The sequence below is a fragment of the Vibrio minamisatsumaniensis genome (genome assembly GCF_050337445.1).
Lineage (GTDB): Bacteria > Pseudomonadota > Gammaproteobacteria > Enterobacterales > Vibrionaceae > Vibrio > Vibrio artabrorum.
The window spans coordinates 1-16,382 of record NZ_JAKJSY010000090.1 but is presented as its reverse complement, the minus strand read 5'-3'; the positions used below and the strand labels follow the sequence as shown (position 1 = coordinate 16,382).

Sequence of the window (16,382 nt, the reverse complement as noted above, 5' to 3'; positions counted from 1 at the left end):
CTCATTAACGGGCGATTCAAACATAGAGTGGCCCGTTCGATTTTCGCGCAAGGCATTGCTTTCGTAAGCTTACGTACGTCATTTTTCTATTAAATTCCCAATTATAACAATAGGTTTAAATCGAGCGCACAAAAAAGCGCCACCTACGTCAGGGTTCATCATGCAAACATACAGAAATGTCCTCTCTTCAATTCTTAATGCGAGAGAGTTGACCAAACCAAATGCTCAACCTGTTTATAGTTATAAAGTGACGGCATTGGAGTTTGAGTTACTTAAGCAGTCGCTGATTGCAAGCTTAGAGATTAATGGCATTCACACCTATTCGAATAAGCCGACAAGGGAGTGGGCAGGGTGTTTTGTATTGTATGCGGCGGAGTGGTGGCGTACGTCTTTTCAAGGCGGTATTTGGGCTTGGGAACCTGTATTGGAGTCTCTCGGCTTACAGGCCAACGCAATTTCACCCGCTCAAAGAAGTGAGATAGTTGTTAAGGGGTTAAGCTTCTGGGGACGAAAGGTATTAAGTAATAATAAGGGACGCATGTTACTTGGCACTGTGGCGGTTGAAGGGGGCTTGCCACAAACGCTTATTCAAGATCCAAATAGCAGGCTTGCCCATTACTTCGAACAAGTGATTCAAGATTATGGTCAATTTGCTAACTCACGGTTAAGTGCGGTATCTGTTGCTAAAGCACATGCGCATTATATTGCGGCGTCATATCGTGATGAGACGGTTTATAGCATTGTCGCCCAAGTTGCTGAATCCATTTATTATCTGGTCGATAAACATGAGTTAGACGAGCAAGACGACCCGCTTCATTACTTGAATACGGTTGATGCTAATTGGTTGCAGGGGTTACCATTGAACATGGAACCTGAAGCCGCACGAACTTTATTGGGTAATGCGCTTGGTCTTGCTGTTGAGGTGCAACGTCGTTTACCAAACTCTATTAAGATTCTTCGTTCTCTTCGTAAATCTTATTCTCATTATGCCTCAATGATGGATATGTCGGCATCGGATGACGATTATCAGTGGCAGAACCAAATTGATATCACACTCAAGTCTCGTCTTAATGTTAAGTTCTTACAGCAACTGTTTAGTAGCGTGAATTTGCCTGACCGCATAAACCTGTTTGCGGTTGGCAGCAAGAGCCTTTTACTGGCAAAGGCATTCAAACGTGGCGCGGACTCTGAGCATTATTTACTGGATGTTTATACTCAGTCTCTTCCCATTGAGTGGTTTAACTGCGACATACAGTTAAAAGCAACGGATGACCTTGGTAATGAATGGTACGCTCCAGTGCTTGGTGGCGCGGGAGTTGATGCCGATGAACCTTGGGTGTTCACACAACAGAATGATGAGTGGTTACTGAAAGGTTCAGGAGATGTCGAATGTGCAGAAGCGAACGCTTTGGTTTCAGTGCCTGCGCACTTGTCACATCCCACACTTGTTACGATAGGTCACATCAATGGCCGTGTCCTTTATGATGTTAATACTCAAACAGAGGCTGAATTTTATTTTGACGAATATTGTGTGTCACTTGACCGAGAAGGTGTGCAACCTCTTGAGTTCAATTTGGTTGGTCAGCCTGTTCCTTATCAAACGAATCCAAGTAAGTGCTTTATTGGTGTTCCTAGCTTAGTCGCCATTGATGAAAATGGTCAGCAATCAGCAATTCCCAATACTCAGCTTCGTTGGCGCAATACAATGCTTGAGCAATGGCAGTCAATGAATACGGTACCTTTTGGTAAGGTTGATATTGCTTGGTTCGAAAATAATAAACCGGTTAAGCGTTTTACCGTAGGTTTGCTACCGGACGATTTTTCTATTGAATTTCAACCGAGCCACACGGTACAAATTGGTCAAATTAGCTTTTATTCTAATAAGCCACTGCCATCTATCGCGTTAAAAGAGCCAGATCAAGTCGATGTCCTGCCGGGCTCGGTGCTATCTCATATCCAGCAAGAACAGAATGCCGCTAAACGTACTTTGGATATGCTCAGTCATCAAGCCCAGCCACCTGCACGAGTTGATGTTGTGGTGTGGTGGCAAGACCAAGCGAAGTCGTTGTCGATAACATTGCCATTCCCCGCTAAAGGTATTTGCTTGATCAGTTCGAAGGGAGAACTGGTTCGTAATGCTGAAGTAATTTTAGTCGATACGCTTAATCGCTATGAGCTATTCGGTTATGGCGTCAGTGATTCGCTAGAGGTGGAGTTTAAGCTGCTCGCTAGGGATATTTATGGCGCTTTTTCTAAGTCGGCTTACGTGAAGCGGTCTTTGCCAAAAGGTGACGTTTTATCTACCGGTTTTTCTTTAGCAACATTGAAAGAGGATATTGAGTCCCTGCTGGCGCTATCATCTTCATTAGATGCAAGTGTTAAGGTATCGGTGCTGGACAATGCACATACCATTTTCAATTTTAGTGTGAATGCATACAGTAATGCGCTGACTCCTAACAGAGCAAAAGGCACGATTGAAATCGACAACGATAGCTTCATGGGCACACTTTCGATGGTGCCTTTGGATAACCCAACTTATGCGCCGATTACTTTAATTAAGAATGACGAACAGTGGTACTTCCCTGAAGAAGACGCTTCGCCTGGTGCTTGGCTTATCTATGCTGACGAAGCCGAGCAGGGTGTAAGACCTTTGATGTGGAGTAAAGACCTTGAGCTGTTATCGTCGCCGAGCAATCGACTAGAAGAAGCGGCATCTATTGGGGCTCGTAAAGATCGGCTAGATAAGTTCTCGGTGGTTTGCGGTCAGTTGGCGACAGAATTTAGTGCGCCTGAATGGAAGTACATTAAAGCCTTGTTGGCCTTTGATAGTGTTCCGCTTACGACGTTTGACCTGTGGAGAGGTGCAATCACTAAGCCCGAATTTATGCTTGCGATGCTGTTAAGTGCAAATAAGAAAGAAGCCGAGCGTATTTGGCAGTTTAGTCAGCAGTTTCCTTTCTTATGGCACTCAATTAAAGCTCCAGATGCGATCGCGGTAGTGAGCGCTTTCTATGCGTCACGTATCGAGGTTTACGGCAACGACTTTTCGGACATTATCTGCGGTCAAATTGAATCAAAATTAGACGAATTAGTGGCTCGATACCACGGCTTACAAAGCCTCAAGAACCTTTTAATGCATAAAATCGATGCCAATCGAGAGAAACCTTCGCTTAATCCTGCCGCTTACATTCAGCAATTGTTTGACCTGCGAAATTCATTGAATAACCAATACAATGAATCTCATTGGCCATGCGAATTTTCGGACCACATATTTAAGAGTTCAATTAAGGCAGTTAAACCACCATTAGCAGAGGTGTGCTTCACGACTAAAGATCTCTACCGTAATAACGTGATGAACGCACCCGTATTGCTTGCTTTGTCCACTTGTGGCTATGCATCGCTGAGAATGACACCAGAGGTGGTACATGCGATGAGACAATACAACAGCTTCGACCCTGACTACTTTGAACAAGTGTTCGCTCTTACACATAAAATGATTTTCGGCCTAGTGAATAGCTAAATAAGGTAAACCAACCATGCAATATTTTGAGTCTTTAGTTGACCAACTGACTAAACGAGCAGCGCGCGCGACTTTAGGGCAATTTGGTTTGCGATCTAAGCCTTTACGTGAATTCTTGTGGCAGTCGTTTTCTCAATCCCCAGGTAAAGAGGGGGCGTTTCTTGCTGACCCTGTATTTGAAGCCACCTTTGGCTGGAAACCGCATACTCAAAGCATGCGAGACCTATCGGGTGGGTTGTTAAACAGCTCGATTGTAAACGCAATGGCAAATCCACCGAAAGAGCTTAAAGAAGACTACCTTTTTGATAGCAGTTGGTACCCGTATTCCCATCAACATGAAGCATGGTCTCATCTATTGGAGCCATCTCCTAAGTCTGTAATTGTCAGTAGTGGTACGGGTTCTGGTAAGACAGAGTGTTTCTTAGTGCCAATTCTGAATGACATTGTAGAACGCAACAGCAAGCCTGATGGCGTTGAGGCTTTGTTCTTATATCCACTCAATGCACTAATTAACAGTCAGAGAGAGCGTTTAACGGCATGGACTCACCAGTTGGGTGATCAAGTTAAATTCAGCCTGTTTAATGGTGATACGCCCGAATCAGTAAGCGCTGCAGAACGAATAAAGCACCCAAATGAACAGCTTTCTCGAAAGGAGTTGAGAGAAAACCCAGCTCAAATACTGGTGACCAACTCTACGATGTTGGAGTACATGTTGGTTCGCCAAAAAGACGCGAATATTTTGAACCGTTCTAAAGGCAAACTGCGTTGGATCGTTTTAGATGAAGCTCACACCTATATCGGTTCTCAAGCTGCTGAATTGTCCTTGTTGCTTCGACGTGTAATGCATGGTTTTGGTGTCACGCCAGATCAAGTGAGATTCGTCGCTACTTCTGCCACGATTGGTGGAAAGGACTCTGACGCGGATTTAAAAGCGTTTTTGGCTGATGTAGCAGGTGTCGATATCACTCAAGTTCATTTAGTGAAAGGCGAGCGTGAAATCAAACCGCTGATGGAACTGGAGCAAATCAAGGCGATGAACCTTGATAGTGTTTCAAGCATAACGAGCGAGATAGAACGTTACGATGTATTACAAAGCTTACCGCCGTTAAGAACGTTAAGGCAGCACCTGAGTTCAACCGATAACAGAATGACGTTGAGCGAAATAGGGAAGCTATTGTCTGCAACTGAGGAACCGTTATCAGAACAAGACTCACTTCAATGGCTTGATATCTGTGCTTCGACAAAGAACGCAGATGGAGATGCATTTATTCCGTTTAGACTACATTTGTTCCACAGAGTTGCTGGTGGGCTTTGGGCTTGCTCAAATTCAGATTGCTCGGCAAAGGTAGGTACCCCTTTAGAGTCGATTGATTGGCGATTTGGTATGGTTCATATGTCACGCCGTGAGAAATGCTCGTGTGGTTCACCGATATTTGAAATGGTTAGCTGTAATGGTTGCGGAACTAGCTTATTGGCGGCGACTGAAAGAACAGACTCAGAGACCAGCCATACTCAGCTACAACTAACAAAACCAGATTCATCGATTGATGACTTTGCCTTGGACCTTGTTGGAGAAGAAGATCTCACGATCGAAGATGATGAAGAAACTGCCGAGGAGTATGGTCGCTTTGCTCTTATCTCTCCGTTAAGTTTTGAAGAAACCGGTGAATACTGGATTAATAACCAGAGAGATGTAAAAACCGCTAAAGTTCCAGGGGCACATTTAATCCATCGAGTCGAAGGGTATCGTAAAAGTGACGGTGCTTTGTCTGTGCGCTGTCCATGCTGTCAGCATACTAAAATTAAGAATTTCGAGTTCTACCGTCACTTCAGAAATGGTGCCCCGTTTATGCTGTCGACGGTGATCCCTACACTATTGGAATATTGCCAAGACGGTAAGAAAGAGCAGTTGAAAGGTCCTTGGAACGGCCGTCGCATGATTACTTTCACCGATAGCCGTCAAGGTACCGCTCGTTTTTCTGCCAAGTCACAACAAGATTCTGAAAGGCAGTTTTTGCGTTCAACTATTTATCATTTGATCTTGGATAAAGCTCTGAGAACGAGCGAAATGACTCCTGAGGATGAAAAGAAGCTCAACCGACTACAACGAATGCTTAAGATCGCAATAAGTATGGATGAGCCAGAGGATATTGAAGCTATCGAGTGTGAAATTGCCGAATTAACAACAGGTAATAATTTTGTCATGGTGACTTGGCAAGAAGTCGAAGAGTTCTTAGCAGAACAGAAAGAAGTAAAACTGTGGATCAAAAGGTTCTACGAGCACTTCGATGACCGAATGGATATGATTGCTAATCCAAAATTACTGGCTCGTTTACTGTTGTTACGAGAATTTAATAGCCGCCCTAAAAGACAGAACACACTCGAAACCATGGGCTTGGTCTGCATGGAATATCCAGGTTTAGCCAAAAAGGAGAGTTCAGCTCCTAGTGAATGGTTGAGACATTTTGATACTGCTGAAAAAGCGCGTGCAGAGTGGGTTAATTTCCTAACTGTTTGTGTGAATTTTCATGTACGAAGCATGAAAGCTGTGAGGTTGACGGATGAGCAAATTAACTGGATAGGGGCTAAATATTCGCCAGCTTTCTTAGTAGGGCAAGATGAACCTACCCATATTTGGAATGTGGAGGCATGGCCAAAAATCAGGCGTAATGGGCCACGACAACCAAGGTTAGCTAGGTTGCTTGCGACGGCTCTGAATATAGAGTTGGAGGATTCGGATAGACGTGCAGATATTAACGAAATTTTACGCCAAGCGTGGATGGCTCTGCAGTCGTCAGTGTTGACACCGAGCGGTGATGGTTATCGTTTAGAGCTTGAGCAACAAGTGAGTTTCTCTTTAGTTGCAGATAAGTATCAATGTCCTCATACCCAAAAAATCATAGATAAACCATTGCTAGGGGTGACTCCATATCTGAACTTATCTGGGGATCGTACTGAGCATTTGTGTAAACAGATATCTACCCCAAGTTATCCGTTCCCATTTGGCCGCGATCCTGAAAGTGGAGAAACGGTTGATCTAAACAAAGTCAGAGATTGGCAAGAGCAGCCAGATCTAATTGATGTACGCAAAGAAAATGCGTGGTCGGATATAGCTGACCGTGTTGTCGAACGTACTCCTTACTTTAGAGTAGCTGAGCACTCTGCGCAGCTTAAGGCAAGCCAGCTGCGTGAGTATGAAAAAGAATTTAAAGAAGGGAAAATAAACGTTTTAAGCTGTTCTACGACGATGGAAATGGGTGTAGATATTGGTGGTATATCGGTAGTCGCGATGAATAATGCGCCGCCTAACCCTGCGAACTACTTGCAACGTGCAGGTCGTGCTGGCCGTCGTGGAGAAACAAAATCGATTGCACTTACGTTATGCAAATCTACTCCGCATGGAGAGCATATCTTCTCGAATACTCGTTGGGCATTTGATACAGAAATTAAAGTACCGAATGTATCGTTATCAAGTGACTACATTGTTCGTCGTCATGTGAATTCGTTACTCCTTTCAACATTTTTAAATCAAGTGGTGAAGTCAGAGAACTCCTTGAAATTGAATTGCGGCAATTTCTTCAAATCTGATCATGAATCGACAGCTTCTCAAGCTGATCAGTTTGTCGATTGGTGTGTAAATGGTGCATTAGATCTTGTACTAGATGGGTTGGATACTTTGTTACGTCGAACCTCTCTTGATGCAACATCACGTATCGAAATTCTAGATGCGTCTGCTAAGCATATGAAGCGCATTGTCGAGCGTTGGTCCGTTGAGCATCGATTGCTAAAAGAACAATCTATAAGTTTAGAAGAGAACCCTAACTCGCTATCAACAGCACAAGCAGCAGTAGAAAGCCAAATTCAACGCTTAGAGGGGGAGTTCTTACTTTCTGAGCTAGCTCGTAAAGGGTTCTTACCCGGATACGGATTCCCTACGGATGTGGTGTCGTTAAATACAGATCATGTCAAAGTGATCGAAAGACGAAAACGCTATATCAAGATGAGACAGGATCAAATTAGCGATAATACATCCCGTAAAGATAACCTATATAGCGCTGCTGGCTTCCCGTCTAGAGATCTTTCAGTCGCTATTCGCGATTATGCCCCGGGTAATGATGTTGTGATTGATGGACGTGTTTATCAGTCGAAAGGGGTGTTGTTGAACTGGCATAGTCCTGCAACTGTTGATCAAGTAAAAGAGATACAAGCGTTAAGGTGGGCATGGCGTTGCGACAAGTGTGGTGCCAGTAATACTTCGTTGTTAAGACCAGAGCAGTGTGAATGTTGTGGTAATGAGTTCAATTTTAGTGACGAGAAAACAAAAGATCGTATTCACCCTTACATTCAGCCAGCAAGTTTTTCGGTCGATATTAGAGATGAGCCTCATAACGATATCTCGCGTCTGAATCATGTGCCTTTCAATGACCCTTGGGTGACGGTAGATGGTTCCGAGTGGCATGAGGTGAGTGTAAACCCTGGAGCATCATACCGTTCAAGCCATAATGGCCATGTTTATTATTACAGTGCAGGACCCGTTAACCAAGGGTACGCGCTTTGCTTAGAATGTGGTCGTATGGAAGCTATGCCCGAAGGTGGAGATAAGTCACCAAAAGAAGTGTTGATGGGGCACACTCGCTTACGAGGTGGTAAGGGGCACTTAACCAGCTCAAGCGAAGTTCTATGTGGCGGTAACGACAGAGAGTTCACTGTAAAAGGTCCGCTAAAGTTGGGTCATAGTACCTATACCGACGTGTTCGAGTTATTGTTATTTGATGAGCTGGGTAAACCGTTAGTAGAGAGAAGTATTGCTCGTTCAATTGCTGTGTTGATACGAAACCAGTTAGCGGAAAAGCTTGGTATTAATAATGATGAAATTGGCTGTACAACGAAGCCTGTGAATCATGAGGGACGAGAAGTACAAGCTATCGTGTTGTTTGACAATGCAGCTGGCGGTGCAGGTTTTTCAATTCAAGCTTCTGAGTATGTTGTTGAGTTATTGCAAGGAGCAAAGAAGGTTGCATCTAGCTGCCACTGTGACAAGGCCTGTCATCGTTGTTTAGTGGATTATTCGACTCAACATGTCCTTGATTTACTTGATAGAAGGAAAGTGGCTACTTATTTGAGCAACGGGTTTTTTAACAATCTTAGCTTGCCAGTGGAATATGAATTGTTCGACCATCACAATAGGCGCGAACTACGTCCGTTAATGATCGCAATAGAGAAAACGTTGGCTAAACATGATGACGCAGATCTCTATGTTGAGCTTCCTATAAGTCAATTAAGCGATTTAGGCGATTGGCAACTGTATCAAGTATTTAGTCGCTGGGTTGCCGAGCGAAAGGTCAACTTGATATTGACAGAGGTTCAAGTGCAGGAATTGTCACTTGAGCAAAAAGTGACGTTGTCTTGGTATCAGAACCACCCAAATGTGAAGCTAATGAGCAAACTACTGAATGATCATGCCGGTCATCAGGTGTTAGCATCGGTGGCTAATGAATCATATTGCTATCAATGGGGAGTCCGTAACGATGACCATGAAACTTTAGTGATTGGTATTGGATCTTTAGGTGAGTTGGTGGACTTTGATTCTACACGTTTACACCAAAGTTCTGATGTCGAGAAAATAGTGATTGATGATGAGTTGGATGGAAAAGCTTCTGACTTCGGATTGAAGTTTTGGACTCTTGTATTCCATCGTTCACCTAAATTAATGGCGCTGATGCAAGAGCAAGTTATTGAATCGGCAACGTACTGTGATCGTTATCTGGTCGCAACGTTACCTGTTTCTCTATGTTTTAATACCTTGAGGTTTTTAGGTGAACATTACAAAAGCTGCCAAGTGGAAATCCATACCGGAGAACTAAGTAGAAGTTACAAACCGACAACAGTTCAAGACAATTTTTTAGATGATGACTCTCGTGATAAGGTCGTCGGTTTGGCATTTGAAAGTTCGGTCGCAAAGATGAGGTTTAAAACGACCTCAAAATACAAACTGCCTCACTCGCGAACGCTCGTTTTATCTTTTGATAACGGCAAGCAAGTGACGTTATGGCTTGATCAAGGATTTGGTTACTGGTTTGCTGATAAGCGTTTACCTGAGAACCACTTACCTTATCATCTTGATGATGAAGAACACGCAAATATCATTGTTGGGGGGCAAGCTCAGGTCTCGTCCGGTACATTCCCAACGGATGTATTTGTGTCATTTAGTTGATTACAGTGAATGCAGAGCGAGTCCCATGTTGGATTCGCTTCAGCCAGACTGGATATATCATTAAGCGGCATTTTGTTGTTCAGAGCTAATTGAGCTTAGATACCCAGAGAACGGTGCCTTCTCGTCCGATTATAATCAACCACTATGTATTCGAAGATCGCTTGGCGCATCTCGTCTTGCGTGATCTCGGCCTTTGCTGCAGTCAAACGCCGCCTTGACCTTGGTATCAATCTCTTAGCGAATTCGGCAGCTAGATTTTTCCCATAGACGTGTATTGGCACGGGTTCTTTCTTCGAGGCCTTACGCCAAACGTAGAGCTGGGATACCTCACTGTCGCAGTTACTTCCACTTTCTCTGCTAGCTTCAGGGCTTCTGCGGTAAATTCAGAAGAATGGACAATACGTTTTTGTTCTTGCTTGTCACGGTTCACCTCGTTGGTGGTTGTACTCACTTAACTCAATGTCCAAAACTGCTGATGCGAATCTATTTAATCGAAAGCTTCTCTATAACCAAATAGCCCTTGATTACCTCCGGTATGCAAAAACAGTGGATGACTGCCGGCTTTTATTTCCCCTTTTTCTACTAAATTAATTAACCCTGCCATCGCTTTGCCAGTGTAGACTGGGTCGAGTAATATCCCTTCTAGGTGGGCGCAAAGATTAACGGCTTCGACCATCGCTGGAGTGACCACCCCATAGCTTAAACCGTAATATTGACTATTTGTGCTCACTCGTCCGTTGGCTAGGTCCGTATCTAATTCAAGATAAGCTAACGTCTCTCTGAGTAATCGGTCGACTAGGGCGTTCTGCTCTTCTTGTGCGCGGCTTACAGTGATCCCTAACACAGGAATATCTGAGCCGGAAGCTATCAACCCTGCGAGTAGACCGGCTTGGGTTCCGGCGCTCCCCGTCGCCAAAATTATTTGGTCGATGTGTAATTCTTGCTGGTTAATTTGTGCCAATATTTCCTGAGCACAGCGAACATAACCCAAGCTGCCAATGACGTTAGATCCCCCAAGAGGCACAAAATAGGGTTTGCGGCCTTGTGTTTTTAACTCTTCCATCAAATGCAAGGCAAACGCATTAGCATCACCGCCTTCAGGTACTGAATGGATATTTGCCCCAAGGATTCTGTCTAAGAGCATATTTCCGTTGTTGTAATAATCTGCTTTTGGTGTGCCATTAACATCTTCCAATACCAACTCACAGCCAAAGCCAAATTTTGCAGCACAAGCCGCTGTTTGCCGAGCGTGGTTTGACTGAAAACCGCCTACGGTGACCAAAGTATCGGCGCCATTTTTCTGTGCATCAGCGATAAGGTACTCTAGCTTACGGGCTTTATTCCCTCCGCCCGCAAGCCCTGTGCAATCATCGCGCTTTATGTGTAGCTGGCACCCGAGTTTTTCAGATATACGTGGTAAAAACTCTAAGGGAGTTGGGCTATGGCTTATTTTTACTCGTGGAGTTGAGGATAGTTTGTTCATTCTTCACCTTTGGTGTATTCAAATTCGATATAAATAGATTGAAAAGTAAATAAGGCTCCTAAAAGAGCCTTAGATAAGAGCTTTATATCATTTCAGACTAGCCAACAGCGCCTTAATAGCGACACTTAATTGGTGATCTCGGTTAGAAGCGACATCGTCAGGTGAGTTATAGACCAAAATATCGGGATTGACTTCATTGTTCTCAAACCACTTACCTTGATCGGTTTTAAAACCGAGTTGTGGCACACCGAAATTTAACAATGGTTCTTGCTGAGTTTCTCTGAGCACGTAAGTACCCGTTCCCGGCACACGTTCCCCGACCAATTTTCCGATACCTTCTTTCTGATAAAAGTAGGGCACAATTGAACCATCAGAGTAACTTGATGCATTTGCTAACATAATACTCGGTTTTGCCCAACGACGAAGTGGGAAAGCGCCGACTGAATAGCCATCTCTCGATACCGTTGAACTGTGTCTTACACCCGATAATACATCCATCACTTGATCGTGTAAGTCTCCTCCGATGTTGTATCTGACGTCGATCACGAGGGCTTCTTTATCTCGGTATTGACCAAACAACTTGTTGACAAGGTGACGGTATGAGTTGTTACCCATTTCGCTGATATGAATATAACCTAGACGCCCATTAGACAACTTATCGGTCAGTTGTTCACGCTCCTTCACCCAACGTTTATACGAAAGCGCTGCGCTGTCAGACAACGAGATCGGCTTAACGACGACTGATTTCGTTTTTTTATTCCCGGGCGTAAGAACGGACAGTCGAGTTACCTTACCTTCTCGATTATTAAGCAATGGATAGATATCGTGTCCGGGTAGAATATCTACACCGTCAACCGAGTAAATAATGCTGCCCGCTTTAATCGTATGATTGGGTAAATCTGCAGGGCCTCCAAGTAACACGCTGCGAACTCTTACACCTTTCCCTTGATATTTGTCATCGTAAATAATGCCAAGTGACGCTGGCGATTCCCAGTTCCTTGGATGGCCCTTATACATAGAACCAGTATGGGATGCATGTAGCTCCCCAGCCAACTCACTTAACAATTGAGCAAAATCGGGATAATTATGTATGCTTTGTAAGTGTTTTGCATAAGCGTCTCTGTACCAATTCCAATCCACACCATGCAAGTTCTTGTCGTAGAATTTAGTCTTGGCAAGACGCCAGACATGGTCAAAGATGTATTGTGTTTCTTTTACAAAGTCATATTCGGCATCCAACCTAAAATGAATGACATCACTGTTACCATTAGCCAGATTGATTTTCTCGAGCTGTCCATGACCAGCAAGCATTAAGGATGAACTGTCAGGTGTTACAATCATTGTTTGGATGTCATTCGCAGAGCGTGTGAACATCACTTTGTGCTCACCTGTGATAAGGTTTATATGCACAAATTCGATAGTATTATCTCGTTGATTAGCAACGACGATTTTAGTGTTATCTGAAGAGAGGTAGCTCGCGATGATCGTCATGGAATAAGGCGTCAAACGGTGGATTCTGTCTTGAAGATCATTGATATCGACCGTAGTTGTCTCTTCTTTTTTAGATCCCTTTTCGTCATGTTTCAATAACCAAGCTTGATCTTGTGACAATCCCAGGTTCACTTCCGTTTGTTTATTCAGAGTAACGGCATATACATCACGATTAACCGTATTTCCGTCTAACTCTGTCAAACTTTCTTTGTCTGAATTCCAGTAAACAATTTTCCCATCATTGGAGAACTTCGGCGAGAACTGCTTAAAGCCGCTATAGCTCAAAGTAATGGGTTTGTCCTCACCAGTGCTATCAAGTAGGACAATATTAGTGGCACTTAAGAGACTACCATCACGAGAGACGATATATTGGTCGTCTGGAGACCACTGATAACTCCAATCGTCATCGTCATAGGAGTACATAGAGTGGCTGTTAAGAAGCGTCGTTGTGGCGCCGCCTTCTATCGTCATCACTTTTAAGGTATTTCTCGATTCTCTGTATGCAATACGTTTGTCGTCGTGCGACAGCATAGGTTGGGTCTCATCAACCGGCGTGTCCGTAAGTTGTTGTTCTGTTATCTGACTGGCGGTGAGAAAGCTCTTATCTTGGTCGCTTATATGACTTGAAAATAAATCCCAATTCCCTTTTCGCTCAGAGTCATAAAGTAGTGTCGTCCCATCACTAGAAAACGAAATGTTTCTTTCTGCTTGAGGTGTATTCGTCAATCGACGTGAGTCACCGGTCAATGTCGATACAACAAAGATCTCTCCTCGAGCCACAATCGCGACTTCCGGAGCCGTTGGTGATACTGCTAGTTCAGTAATTTCATTGGCCAAGTTCACGTTTCTCGTACTGCTGTCGCTTCGTGCTTTACGGATCTTGATGTCCACTTCATGCGCGGCGTTATCGCCTTTGTTCTTTAGCCAAATGGCGCCGTCAAAACCGTAAGCGATATCGCCTTGGTTACTGATCGATAAAAACCTGACGGGTAACTTTTGGTGATGAGTTAGAGCCACCGGCTTACTTTCAAGTTCTGTCAGAGATTGCTTCCAGACGTTAAAACTACCCGAACGTTCAGATAAGAAATACATTGATTGGCCATCCTCAGACCAAACTGCGTCTCGGTCTTCACCTCTAAATGTCGTCAGTTGTGTGTGTTTGTGAGTTTTGGCGTCATACTTCCAGATATTTCTTGCGGCATCGGATTGAGACCCTTTGCGCCATGGTTGTTCAGTATAAGAGGGCAAATCTGTATACAAAGCCTGACTACCATCATGAGAAACTGAATAACTGCTCACTGAGTTTTCTAGCAAGATCTGTTCTCTGCCGCCCTTAGCCGGAACCGTGTAGAGTCGATATGAACGACCAAAAAAGCCGTTATTTAACTCGCTCTCGCCATTACCGATTCGACGAGACCGGAACAGGACATGGCTCCCATCGGCGCTAAAGGCATAGGGGATATCTTTGCGACCATGGAACGTTATGCGTTGAGAGTTATGAGTGTTCATATTCAAAACAAACACATCACCTGGACCGTACTGATTAGATTCGTATGCTAAGGACTGCCCATCAGGAGACCACACAGGATTAGAACTATAAACAGTCTCACTGGTCAGCGGAATCGCGTCACCACCTTTTGCGTTAGCGACCCAGACTTGACCGCTGTAAGTAAATGCAATTTGGTTGCCGCTAGGAGAAATTGCGATATCTCGATACCACGATGAACCGTCAGAGGTTTGTGCTAGCAGCAAAGAAGCGTGACTAGCAGACAGAAGGACAAAGCCCATTCGGGCTAAATGTAAAAATTTCATGGATTCACTTTAGTTGTAGGGTTTTTTGTTATCTTGACACAGTTTTCGTGGCGGGAGTATTTGATCACTTTTCACATGAAAACTTCAAAGGGGGTTTGTTCTGATTATGCTAATAAATGTAAAACAAAATAGTGCAATATGAAGGGGGTTGTTACTTGTCTCACTAATGAAAACTAAGTTTATTGTAATCATAAGTCAGAATAATAGCTTGGTCTGGTTGTTTTCTAATCCGTACGGCTGTATTTGCTTCACGTTGGTGGTTATCTTACCCAAGGGGTAGGGGGGACGAATGCGCAAACGTTTCAACGATGGATCATTTGATATGGTGCTCTCGATGATGTTTGCAAAGATGTGCTAAAGCAGGCCGAGAATGATAACAACAATCGGTGACTCGATGTTGAAATCATGGTTGGTTTTAGGTGCGAAATGCTGTCAATGTGATCGGCTCCCGTTAGGGGAGAGCCGATCACTCAACGGTATTTTTCTCTCAAGGTGAGTTGGGCATAAACACTCAAGCGAACGGTACCGACTCGTACCTGTAGAATGAACGAGCGTATTTAAAACGCCTTTAAGCTCTTACCCATTTTTTACTAGAAGCCATTGCATTGAAACCTTGAGCGAGCAATTGCGTTTTTTACGATTTTTTAGCTAACGCTATTAAATGGCTCGCTAAATAGGCTTGAGCCGCATTGATACCCGGTAAAACAAAATAGTATCCTCCGCCAAACGGTTTAATGTATCGTTCTAATGGTTCACCATTGAGTCTTTTTTGAGTATCAATAAAGCCTGTTTTAAGGTTTTTTTGGAAAGAAACAAAGATTAACCCCATATCCAGCGCCCCTGTTTCCGTCAATCCTAATGAGTAGCTATAGCTTCGTCTACGGAGTTTAGCTGTATGACGTTCAGGGTTTCGAGGCTCAGCGCGACGCATGTGTGAATTAAATAAAACACGATCTCCATGAGGGTCTTTTGTAAATTCCGGTGAGTCATGCTCATTCTTCATACCGATTGGAGCACCGCTCACTTTGTGTCGACCAAAATCGTTTTCTTGATCTTCTAGTGGCGTTCTGTCCCAAAATTCAAGATTAAAGCGGATTAAACGTATAGCTTGATAGGTGCCTCCCGTACACCATGATGGTTCGGAATCTTTGTTTGTGATCCACACTAAATCATCCATCTGCTTGTTATCATCGGCGGGGGCATTACCTGTGCCATCTTTAAAGCCGAATAAATTGATCGCTGTCGATTTGTTGTCTAAATCTCGATACGGTAAAAAGCCGTCCATTTTCCAACGTGGAGAAAGGTATTTATTAGTATGTTGAATGATATCTCGGACGGCATAAATAACACTTTCTGGGCTATCTGCACAGATTTGGAGTGTGATATCGCCACCACACCACTCTGGTTTAAGGCGGTCATTCGGAAAACTGGTCATCGCTTGTAAGTGCTTAGGCTTAAAAGGGCCAAGTCCAAAGCGTTCGTTGAACAAGGTATTACCGAGCGCGACGGTAATGGTCAGTGAATCAGGTTTTAGTGATTGTCCTAAGATCCCTGATTCATGAGGAGGAAGTTTGTCATTTAGGGTGGCTGACAACTCATGATCTTGGGTTAAGTACGCAATGCGATCCGTTAATATCTTTAAAACTTGTTCAAGTTCGGCGAGTGTATCTGCCGTTACATCAAAGGCAATAAATGACGCATTTTTCTGTTCCTTGGTAATAATACCAGTTTGATGATCCCCTCTATAATCAATGGTTTTACTATAATCATGAGATGAATTCGATGTTTTTGCGGCCAAGGTGGGAAGTGAAAAGACCGCGCCGCCAACCGCAAGTGTTTTTAATACATGACGGCGAGAAAGT

At 43.8% G+C, this 16,382-nt stretch carries 6 protein-coding genes and 1 pseudogene; 2 read left to right on the top strand and 5 right to left on the bottom strand.

Translation table 11 applies throughout. The features are described from left to right. Positions 1-160 precede the first annotated feature (160 nt). Together L4B77_RS17105 and L4B77_RS17100 are read left to right on the top strand one after the other, a co-directional pair. Positions 161-3,520, top strand: coding sequence for an STY4851/ECs_5259 family protein (locus L4B77_RS17105; protein WP_429751908.1), 3,360 nt, complete (start codon positions 161-163; stop codon positions 3,518-3,520). A 16-nt stretch (positions 3,521-3,536) separates the two neighbouring features. Next, positions 3,537-9,734 carry a DEAD/DEAH box helicase gene (locus L4B77_RS17100; protein ID WP_429751906.1) on the top strand — a complete coding sequence of 2,066 codons (6,198 nt, stop codon included), beginning with the start codon at positions 3,537-3,539 and terminating at the stop codon, positions 9,732-9,734. A gap of 60 nt (positions 9,735-9,794) precedes the next feature. Here the strand turns inward: L4B77_RS17100 and L4B77_RS17095 are convergent. The 5 genes and pseudogenes from L4B77_RS17095 to efeB all read right to left on the bottom strand — a co-directional run. Continuing rightward, positions 9,795-9,919 (bottom strand): annotated as a pseudogene (locus tag L4B77_RS17095) (IS3 family transposase); the annotation flags it as partial. A 65-nt stretch (positions 9,920-9,984) separates the two neighbouring features. Beyond that, the gene (locus L4B77_RS17090; RefSeq protein WP_429751904.1) at positions 9,985-10,185 is read right to left on the bottom strand and encodes a hypothetical protein; all 201 of its coding nucleotides are present in this window, start codon (positions 10,183-10,185) and stop codon (positions 9,985-9,987) included. A 36-nt stretch (positions 10,186-10,221) separates the two neighbouring features. Further along, positions 10,222-11,217, bottom strand: coding sequence for a D-cysteine desulfhydrase family protein (locus tag L4B77_RS17085; RefSeq protein ID WP_261837373.1), 996 nt, complete (start codon positions 11,215-11,217; stop codon positions 10,222-10,224). Positions 11,218-11,304: 87 nt separating this feature from the next. Next, the gene (locus tag L4B77_RS17080) at positions 11,305-14,520 is read right to left on the bottom strand and encodes a S41 family peptidase (RefSeq protein WP_429751901.1); all 3,216 of its coding nucleotides are present in this window, start codon (positions 14,518-14,520) and stop codon (positions 11,305-11,307) included. 634 nt (positions 14,521-15,154) lie between these two features. After that, a partial coding sequence (gene efeB / locus L4B77_RS17075; protein ID WP_429751899.1) for an iron uptake transporter deferrochelatase/peroxidase subunit occupies positions 15,155-16,382 on the bottom strand: 1,228 nt, incomplete at its 5' end.